This window comes from Microcoleus sp. PH2017_24_DOB_U_A (genome assembly GCF_020738205.1).
GTDB lineage: Bacteria > Cyanobacteriota > Cyanobacteriia > Cyanobacteriales > Microcoleaceae > Microcoleus.
Genome location: NZ_JAEQCT010000112.1, coordinates 48766 through 58357, shown reverse-complemented (window position 1 = coordinate 58357; position 9592 = coordinate 48766). Strand labels below are relative to the sequence as shown.

10 protein-coding genes are annotated in these 9592 nt (G+C 43.4%); 5 read left to right on the top strand and 5 right to left on the bottom strand.

Features of this window, described 5'->3' with window-relative positions; all coding sequences use genetic code 11:
- The coding region (locus JGK07_RS27560; protein ID WP_293193108.1) for a right-handed parallel beta-helix repeat-containing protein at window positions 1-1027 on the top strand (1027 nt) is incomplete at its 5' end.
- Between the two features lie 112 nt (window positions 1028-1139).
- On the opposite strand, the gene JGK07_RS27555 is transcribed toward JGK07_RS27560, so the two are convergent.
- Together JGK07_RS27555 and JGK07_RS27550 are read right to left on the bottom strand one after the other, a co-directional pair.
- Entirely contained in the window at window positions 1140-2045 is a 906-nt protein-coding gene (locus JGK07_RS27555) for an alpha/beta hydrolase (protein ID WP_293193107.1), read from the bottom strand.
- A 14-nt stretch (window positions 2046-2059) separates the two neighbouring features.
- The gene (locus tag JGK07_RS27550; protein ID WP_293185115.1) at window positions 2060-2506 is read right to left on the bottom strand and encodes a SufE family protein; all 447 of its coding nucleotides are present in this window, start codon (window positions 2504-2506) and stop codon (window positions 2060-2062) included.
- 97 nt (window positions 2507-2603) lie between these two features.
- Between JGK07_RS27550 and JGK07_RS27545 the strand changes: the two genes are divergently transcribed.
- Window positions 2604-3239 carry a methyltransferase domain-containing protein gene (locus JGK07_RS27545; protein ID WP_293193106.1) on the top strand — a complete coding sequence of 212 codons (636 nt, stop codon included), beginning with the start codon at window positions 2604-2606 and terminating at the stop codon, window positions 3237-3239.
- Between the two features lie 146 nt (window positions 3240-3385).
- On the opposite strand, the gene JGK07_RS27540 is transcribed toward JGK07_RS27545, so the two are convergent.
- The gene (locus JGK07_RS27540) at window positions 3386-3751 is read right to left on the bottom strand and encodes a hypothetical protein (RefSeq protein WP_293193105.1); all 366 of its coding nucleotides are present in this window, start codon (window positions 3749-3751) and stop codon (window positions 3386-3388) included.
- A gap of 323 nt (window positions 3752-4074) precedes the next feature.
- Between JGK07_RS27540 and JGK07_RS27535 the strand changes: the two genes are divergently transcribed.
- From JGK07_RS27535 to JGK07_RS27525, 3 genes are all read left to right on the top strand, one after another.
- On the top strand, window positions 4075-4803 hold the full coding sequence (locus JGK07_RS27535) for a response regulator (protein ID WP_293185111.1): 729 nt from the start codon (window positions 4075-4077) through the stop codon (window positions 4801-4803).
- A 10-nt stretch (window positions 4804-4813) separates the two neighbouring features.
- Window positions 4814-5422, top strand: a complete 609-nt coding sequence (locus JGK07_RS27530) for an adenylate/guanylate cyclase domain-containing protein (protein ID WP_293193104.1) — start codon at window positions 4814-4816, stop codon at window positions 5420-5422.
- 508 nt (window positions 5423-5930) lie between these two features.
- Window positions 5931-6866, top strand: a complete 936-nt coding sequence (locus JGK07_RS27525; protein WP_293193103.1) for a spermidine synthase — start codon at window positions 5931-5933, stop codon at window positions 6864-6866.
- 112 nt (window positions 6867-6978) lie between these two features.
- On the opposite strand, the gene JGK07_RS27520 is transcribed toward JGK07_RS27525, so the two are convergent.
- Entirely contained in the window at window positions 6979-7416 is a 438-nt protein-coding gene (locus tag JGK07_RS27520; RefSeq protein WP_293185107.1) for a hypothetical protein, read from the bottom strand.
- Window positions 7417-7620: 204 nt separating this feature from the next.
- Window positions 7621-9402 (bottom strand): ABC transporter ATP-binding protein, encoded by a 1782-nt coding sequence (locus JGK07_RS27515; protein WP_293207785.1) that lies wholly within the window; start codon window positions 9400-9402, stop codon window positions 7621-7623.
- Window positions 9403-9592 lie beyond the last annotated feature (190 nt).

Here is a 9592-nt window from a genome sequence, read left to right as displayed (position 1 = left end):
TCAAATCGAGAGAGCCAATCAAAATCAAAATCAACTGCAATCTCAAATATCCGACTTAGAAAATCAGTTAGAAAATGGGCGTCAAACTCGATCGCAATTAGAGTCTCAACTAGAAACTGCTAACAGAGAGCGATCGCACATTTACGCCCAACTCTCGGAAATGCAAAGTCAAATCGAGAAAGCAAACCAGAGTCAAGCTCAACTTCAATCTCAAATATCTGAGTTAGAACATCACTTAGAAACAGTATATCAAGAACGGTTGCAGCCAACACCGGAAATTACTGCAACAGCGGAAGAATCACCAAAAGCTGAATTACTAGATAAAAACGCCGAGTCAACCCCAGAAGCAGCAATTTTGAAAAATCAAGAATTTGTAGTTTCTCAGCAAGGCGAAGGTGACTATACCACTATTAGCGAAGCCCTAAAAAATGCTGTTTCAGGTACGCGAATTTATGTGCATCCGGGTGTGTACAAAGAAAGTATAATAATCGACAAATCTGTGGAAATTATCGGCAACATAGAAGCGGGTAGCGTCACTGTTGAAAGCAGCGATTCAAACTGCATTCAAATGGCAACAGACAGCGCTTTAGTGCGAGGATTGACAATTAAAACAACAGGGAAATATTACGCTGTAGATATTCGCCAAGGCGAGTTAATCGTAGAAGACAGCGATATCACTTCTGCCAACTATTCTGTGGTAGTAATCTGCGGCTCTAATGCTAATTCAGTAATCCGTCGCTGTCAAATTCATGATGGAATATGGAACGGAATCTTTATCTCGGATAATGGCAAAGCAACGGTGGAAGATTGCAATATCTATAATAACGGCACTCTGGGAATAGGTGTCGGATTGGGAGGAAAATTGATTGCGCGCAGGTGTAGAATTAATGGTAATGAAGGTGAGGCGATCGCAGTTTATAGAGATAGTATTGCTACGGTGGATGATTGCGATTTAACCGGCAATACTGGGGGTGCTTGGCGGATTGCAGATAACGGATATATTCGCGGGAAAGGCAATCAAGAATAGAAGAAGTCATTAGTCATTTGGGACGGGCTAGAAGCCCATCCCACAAAAATCTTTTTTATTGTGGGATGGGCTTCTAGCCCGTCCTAATTATTTTTGCAAGAAGTCTATAATCTTAAACAAAAGACTTAACCGCATTTGCCAAATCCGCCGCATACTCTTCGTGCAAGCCCAAAGAACCAGGGATAACTCGCGATTCTACTCCCGGTAATTGGGCTAATACTTCCATTTCCGCCTTAGATTTGGGCGGTGCTTTCTCAGCAATTACAACCATCACCGGCACTGCTAATTCTTGGAAGTTGGCGACAAATTCTTCTCGGGTTTTTGCCGGATCTAAACCACCAGTTACAAAAGCCGCCGAACCAAATCTCGCACCTACTTGCTGCGTGACTTTCCATTTGTTTTGGATGAAATCGGGGGTGACTTTTGCTGCATCCGCGTAGACGTGGCGGCGGTACATTAAACCCAGGAATGACGGCGCAGTGTTCAGTTTGTAAAGGAATTGACCGAGTAAGGGCGATCGCACTAATTCTCTGACAATTCCGTGCCAGCCGCTTTGCTGTTTGCTCATCGTCGGTAAAGGCCCGCGCCAAGTCGGTGCAGCTAACACAATTTTTGACCAAACATTCGGCTTTGACTGCGCTAATTGCATCGCATAACCCGCAGCGTGACCGGCCGCAACTACAGCCACAGGACTGCTAAAAGTAGACTCAACAAAATCCTGAATAAATTGATGATATAATTGCGGTTCGTAGTCGGTGCGCGGGCGATCCGAGTCGCCAAAACCAGGCCAATCTACACTCACAACTTGAAAGTTAGGAGCCAACAATTCTGCTAAAGGACGCATTTCTGCTCGTGTTGAAACCGTACTGAAAGCTGGCAGCAATAATACGGTGTTTCCTTGTCCTCTGGTTTCGTAAATAACTTTGATTTGCGTTCCTTTCCAGTTCCAGAGATATTCTTGAACTGTCGCGGGATAGCTGCCATAATTAGATTGGATTAAATCAGCAGTCTGAGTCACAGCTTTTGCTCCTGTTAATTTGCTTCTGCTTGCGCGCTAACTTCGCAACCCAGTGCCTTGTTTCTCATCATTTGAAAGATGTTATAAAATCCGTTAGCGCGAGAAGGTGTCAGGCTCACATTCAATCCCGTATCTTGAATAAAATCTGGGGTAACGCTGACTATTTCCGCAGGCGTCAATCCGCTTAAACCTTCGACGAGCAAGCCAACTAATCCTTTGACTAGCTGAGCGTCTGAATCGCCTTCAAAGGAAACTTTTCCGTCGGCTAAAGTTGCGGTAATATAAACTTGTGACACGCAGCCAGAAACTTTGTTCTCTGGCTGTTTATTGCTTTCGGGAAATGGTGGGAGTCGCTTGGCATACCACAGCAGTTGTTCGTAGCGCTGTTTCGGATCGGAGTGTCGCTGGAAGCGCTGGACAATTTTAGCTAGGGTTGGCGGTAGCGCGGTATTTGCGGACATGATTTCGAGTAGCGGTTTACATCGCTAATATTATACATTTCATTTTAGCAGTCGGTGCGGGCGATCGCCAATCAGAATAGGTTATTGTAGAGAAAAATTGCGTGAAGCGTTCGCTCTCCCCTTCCCGAAGGCTAGCTATCCCGTTATTAATCGCCCTACAAATCTCAACGGAGGAAATATGGTATTTGGTGCAGTTGACGAACATTGGTGCCGAGTTGTGATGAACCGCGAAACTCGCAACATCGTTAAAAGCTTGCAGCCCGATCGATTAAATACCTTAGAAATCTCTGGCGACAGTTGGGGCAAATTAGAATCTTTTCAAAGCTATAAATCCGTCAAATATCCAGAGTTTGACATTTGCGAGTGTTGCCTCGATCAAACATTTGATTTAATCATTGCCGAACAGATATTTGAACATTTACTTTGGCCTTACCGCGCTGGCAAAAATATCTATCAAATGCTCGACAAAAACGGTTATTTTTTAATAACTATACCGTTTTTGATTCGGATTCACGATTACCCTAACGACTGCTCTCGCTGGACAGAAACAGGAATCAAATACCTGCTGGCTGAATGCGGTTTCAATTTAGAGCGCATCCAAACAGGCTCTTGGGGAAACCGCGCTTGTATTGTGGCAAACTTCTCAAAATGGGAATATTACAATGCTTCCATTCATTCGTTAGCAAATGAGCCGGATTTTCCCTTAGTAGTATGGGCTTTGGCGCAGAAATAACACCCCGATCGAACAATTTGAGATTTGAAATTTTTGGTTTTAGATTTGGGATTTTAGATTTTAGATTACCGAAGAAGACTGCGCCAAACTACGAGAGAGTCGATCTTACAAAACAACGTTAGCTGAAGCAGTCTTGGCGATCGCACTCAACTCAAGTCCAAGGGCGGCAAACCGCGCAACTGACGCAGGGAATTGATGCACAACTGACAGTCGCAGCCAAACAGCGCCGCTGCTGCATCGCTTTCTTCCTCCGTAAAATCTAGCATCGCCACCGGTTCTTGATTCGGGCGCTGCCAACCGATTCTGGCCTTGGAATTAGCAGCAGCAGCCTTACCGGGAAGGCGCATACAAGTCAGACGTTGGGTGTGGGGCGATCGCACGCAGGTTGGCGCATCAGCCGATTTACCCGGTGTTTCGCCTATGTTTTGAGTGTTTTGGGCGATCGCGCTCAAAGACATCAGAGATCCAAACAGCGTCGGACTTACAAGCAAAGTGAGGAGCAATCTATTCATTTGTCGTCCATAAGAACTTTAACGTACACAGTAGCGGATTATCTGTGGCAATTCAACAAGGTTTTTGGCTTGCATCAGTACAGTTTGCCGTTATTAAGGTTTAAAATCCGAATATTTTTTGATCAAACTTGCAATAATTCCCCGTATTGGCAAGCAGATTTTTGCGATCGGTATCGCCTGTGCTTCCCAGTTTAAGATTTGTTGCAAGTTTAGAGAATTCCCTTAGCTAGTGATAACAAAATCATTCAATGTGGGTAAAATAATGTCAGTCAGGGCAACTCGAAGCAGCGCACAAGTTTACATCGGAAACCAGGTGGGGAGTGATGAGTACAGTTTTAGTTGTGGAAGATTCCCGCAGCCAGCGGGAGTGCATTTCACATCAGTTGAAATGCAGTGGATTAAATGTAATTCAAGCATCTGACGGTGTGGAAGCACTAGATAAAGTTGAGAGAAGTTACCCGGATTTAGTATTATTAGATATCGTCATGCCCCGCATGGACGGTTACGGTGTTTGCCGTTTAATCAAAGCTAATCCCGAAACTCGGAATATACCAGTAATATTTTTAACCGGCAAGGGACAGCAGCTAGCTTTGTTCTCCAGGGCGATCGATCGCGCCGAGGCGTATGTTAGCAAACCTTGGCAGCCCAGGGAACTTTTGGCAACCATCAAAAAAGTCTTGATGAATGCCAATATTAAGTTCGATCGGGCTTCGGCTGACGCTTGGACGGAATACGGCATTTTAAACTTAAGTACCATTGAATTGTATCAAAGTCGCGCCGATGCTTGGACAAAATACAGCGCCCAAATTATTAAATTGTACGATACCAGCATAGCAGCTTTTCAGCAAGCTTTGGCAATTGAACCGACTCACTCGACAGCCAACAAGTATCGCAACCGAGTTCAGACTATCCGGGCAATTTTGATGAAAAAGATTGAGCAAAATCAACCTTGCAAAGTCTGCGACTATTATTACGGCAAAGATGGTATCAATTGTGCAGTACATCCCGCTGGTCGCCCTCAGCCTTTTTGTCGCGATTGGGAGTTTAATTAATTCAACTACAATGAAAACAAATAACCGCACCAACTTGGAAAAACTGCTGCAAGAAAGAAACGAAAACCCCCAAAGAATGGCAGAAATTGACGCCCAAATTAATGCAACTTTTCGTCAAAATCACACAATCTTGGTAATGGATATGTCGGGATTTTCTCGAACAACTGTCCGTTACGGAATCATTCATTTTTTGTCAATGATTCACCGGATGCACGGAATTGTCAAACCGATAATTGCGGAATGTGGCGGTACTGTTGTTAAGGAGGAAGCAGACAATATTTTTGCAGTATTTCCCGATGTAAAATCTGCTGTGGAATCTGCAATTGACTCTCTGAAACAAACGGTGGCTGTCAACACGACTCTGCCGCCGGATATGGATATTTACCTCTGCATTGGTATTGGCTGCGGCGATGTTTTGATGCTGGAAGGAGAGGATATGTACGGATCGGAATTTAATCTAGCAGCCAAGCTGGGAGAGGATTTGGCGGAACGGGGAGAGATTTTGCTTACCTCAGCAGCGTTTGAAAAGTTTGAAGGTGATAAGCAAGATTGGGAAAGAATAGATTTTTCGATTTCGGGTTTGGAGTTTGTGGCGTATAAGCAGGTATCATCTACTTAATTTATCTCAGGTTTTTTTCACAATATAAAATAGAAAATTGATGAGAAACCCAGTTCCTTCGCAAATACCCGGTTAGTCTACGATTTTTAGTACATTCCTCGACGCAACTTGCACTCTTATAGAGGTTAGTCTTTTGGTACGTTGTTGCGCTTCAGCGCTCTTTGATATATAAAGTAGAAAAGGGTCATAAAGCGCAACAACCTTCAAAGAAAATTGCACTCTTATAGGGATTAGTCTTTAGGTACGTAGTTGCGCTTCAGCGCTCTTTTATATATATAGCCTTTCTCAAAAAGGTGAGGTATGACTGACAGGTTATATAACCACTGAAACCAAGAGGGCTCTCTTCCCAACAACGTCCGCGAATCTTTCGCTAGATCCGCTATAAATTAGAAAAGAGCGCTGAAGCGCAACAACGTACCTTTATTTAATCTCAAAAAAGATAGAGTTTAAAGAAAACAGGATTGACGCATTTCTAACCACTCGTGCGTCCAATAAATTAAAAAATCAGATGATTGACGAACAAAAAAATTGGCAAACTATCAATTTAGCGAATATTCAACAGAGGCTGGCTTGGGTGCAACAACAGCCGGATGGAGTTGTGTTTTGCAAAGAGTCGGGAGTTCACTATGTTGCAGTTAGAAAAGATAAAGGTCAAATTAAGCTATGTTTAGTAGAAAAAGTGAATTTGTATACAGATTTATTGCAATCTGTGTTCAACCTCAACAATCCTCTGCATTTAGTTTCAGAATATACCCAAGCGATGATGTTGGGTTTATTGTGGCAAAATCAACCTAAAAAAGTTTATATAGCTGGGTTTGGCGGTGGCAGAATTCCGTTAGTTATGCACCATTATTTGCCGGAAACTGTTGTAGAATGTGCTGATGTAGATGCGATCGCGATTTCAGCCGCCATTGAGTGTTTTGGAGTGCACTTCGACAGCAGACTCAGCGTAGCAATCCAAGATGGGAGAGAGTATCTAGAGCAGCAAAGCCCAGATGTGCAGTACGATATAATCATGACTGACGTGTTTTTTGGCAACGGCTACTTTCCGCACCGGCTAGCAACTAAAGAATTTTATGAACTTTGCCAAAAACATTTGTCAACCGCTGGAGTTGTTTTAGTAAATCTGCTGCAAAGAGATGAGTTTTATGCCCAAAAGGTGAAGACTTTTCAAAGCGTGTTTTCCCAGGTATACGTATGCCCTTGGAAGGATATTAATAGTGTTTTAATTGGGACTAACGGCCCTATTTTAGACAAAGAAGAGATTGTTTCCAGAGCAAAATATGTGCAAGATGGACATGAATTTTCGTTTTCCTTGACAGACAGAGCTCTTGATGTGAAAATAGGTTCAGAATTGTCTCAGATTATAGCTAATTTAGACCAAGCTCAAATTTTGACCGACGATTTGCCACCCGCCGGTTATTTTGATTCTTGGTTATTTTGATATCCAACACAACAAAACTGGTTCGTAGTGAGGACTTTAGTCCTCTGAAAATGAGGACTAAAGTCCTCACTACGAACTTAATTAGTATTTTTTTTACCGGATTGGATATAATTTATCCTTTAATATATTCAGCCATTTGCTTTTCTAGGCGATCGATCAATGTATCGACATCCGCTGCTGCGAGTTCAAAACAATCAGGGGGTGCGGGGTCAATTTCAAACAAAATTAGCTTGATTTCACCTTCGCCGATCGCCAAAATCGCTACCTCTTTCTCCGGTTTGTGAGCGTTTAGCACTCCTAAAATTTCCTGAATATGACTTTTAACTTGACGGTTTAACTCTTCTACTGCCTCTTTTTTACAGTACACGAAGCGTGGCGTTCCGGCAATATCAATGCCCAAAATATCGTCGCTTTCCTCTCCTCTTTCCTGAAGGAGTCCCCAAGCTAAAGCCGCCAATTCTTGTTTGTTGGCTGCTACAAATTTATCTAATTTGCGGCGCCAGTTACTTTGATTTTTTTGTTCGGACTCAGGCCCACCAAATAAAAACATTTTTTCTCTTTGCTTGTAGAAACTAATATCTTACGGTTATTGGTTATTTGTTATTGGTTACTGGTTACTGGTTATTTGTGATTCGTTATTGGTTATTTGTGATTCGTTATTAGCAGACTGTGAATAACTAATTACCAATGCCAAATGCCCAATGCCCAATGACCAATTACCAATTAGCAAATTCAACCTAAAAGCGCAGCGCTTTTATTTTATACCAGATTGCACCCGCCAGAGCGACGCATAAACTCCATTATGTTCGATAAGTTGTTCGTGATGCCCCGATTCTACCACTCGCCCCTGCTCCATGACAAAAATGCAATCGGCATTACGGACAGTAGAAAGACGGTGGGCGATCGCAATTGTAGTCCGATTTTTGGTAATTCGTTCGAGCGATCGCTGAATTGCGGCCTCCGTCTCGTTATCCACCGCTGAAGTAGCTTCATCCAGAATCAAAATCGGCGGATTCTTCAACACAGCCCTCGCAATCGCAATCCGCTGCCGCTGTCCCCCCGACAATTTTTGACCGCGTTCCCCTACAATAGTGTTGTAACCGTCCGGCAATTGCGCGATAAACTCGTCAGCTTCCGCAATTTGAGCAGCATTTACTATCTCTCGATCGGTGGCATCAAAAGTGCCGTAAGCAATATTTTGGGCCACCGTACCGTGAAACAAGAATACATCTTGACTCACCAATCCGATCGCTCTCCGTAAATCTTTTAAATTCAGGGTAGTTAATTCTATGCCATCGAGATAAATCTGACCATATTGTACCTCGTACAGCCTCATAATTAATTTTACCAGCGTACTTTTTCCCGAACCAGTCGCGCCCACAATTGCCGTAGTCTTCCCCGCCGGCAGAGTCAGGGAAAAATACTGCAAAATCGGTTTTCTTTGATTGTAATAAAAGGTAACATTTTTAAATTCCAGCGTGCCTTTAATCGAACTAACCGGCAGCCGAATATCACCCGTGCGAATTGCGATCGGCGTATCCAACAAATTCATCACCCGATTAGTAGAAGCCATGGCGCGCTGGTATCGATCCATAGTATCACCCAGGCGGGTCAGGGGCCACAGCAACCGCTGCGTCAAAAACACCAAAACGCTGTAAGTCCCTACAGACAATCTGCCCGCCACTACCTCCAAACCGCCCAGAAATAGCGTTGCAATAAAGCCCAGGAAAATCACCACGCGAATTAGCGGAATAAAAGCTGCCGAAATTGCGATCGCCCGTCGGTTACTTTGGCGGTAAGCTTGACTTTGGGTTTCGATGCGCTGAGTTTCATAATCTTCGGAAGTAAAACTTTTAATAGTAGTAATTCCCGTCAGATTATTCGACAATTGCCCGTTCAAAAAACTCACCTTTTCCCGCACATCAGCATACAGTGGAGCAAGGCGATTTTGAAATGCAAACGAGCCCCAAATAATAAAAGGAATTGGCAGCATTGACAGGATAGCAACAGCAGGAGATGCTGCAAAAAAAGCGGCGCTAATCACAATTACCGTCGTACTTACCTGAATCACTTCATTGGCACCACCATCCAAAAAACGTTCCAGTTGATTGATATCATCGTTGAGAATCGAAATCAAACCGCCCGTGCTGCGTTCTTCAAAATAAGCTAATTCTAATTCTTGTAAATGGCTGTAAGCTTCCAGACGCAAATCGTGTTCGATATCCTGAGCCAAATTGCGCCACAAATAATCATAGGCATATTCAAAAACCGATTCCAAAGTCCAAACAATCAAACTCAAAAAAGTAATGATTGCGAGTTGCCAAACGACATCTTTTATGCCCCACTTAGCAAGGATAGAATCTTGTTGTTTCACCACCACATCAACGGCAATACCGATTAATGCTGGTGGCGCTAAATCAAAGAATTTATTCAGCAGCGAACAAATACTTGCCAGCCAAGTTTTCAGGCGGTAGCGGCGCCCGTATTTCAGCAGCCGCTTGAGGGGATGGACAGGTTTAGAGGGATTTGGTGACAATTGAGGATGGGGATAATTGGACAAGTTTTAGATTGTGCAGTTATTTTTATGGTTTTAGGAACGGGCTAGAAGCCCATTCCACAATCTTTGGAATTGTCTTTGGGAACGGGCTAGAAGCCCATTCCACAATCTTTGATTTTTTCTGCTGGAACAGGCTAGAAGCCCATTTTACAATCTTTGAAATTGTCTT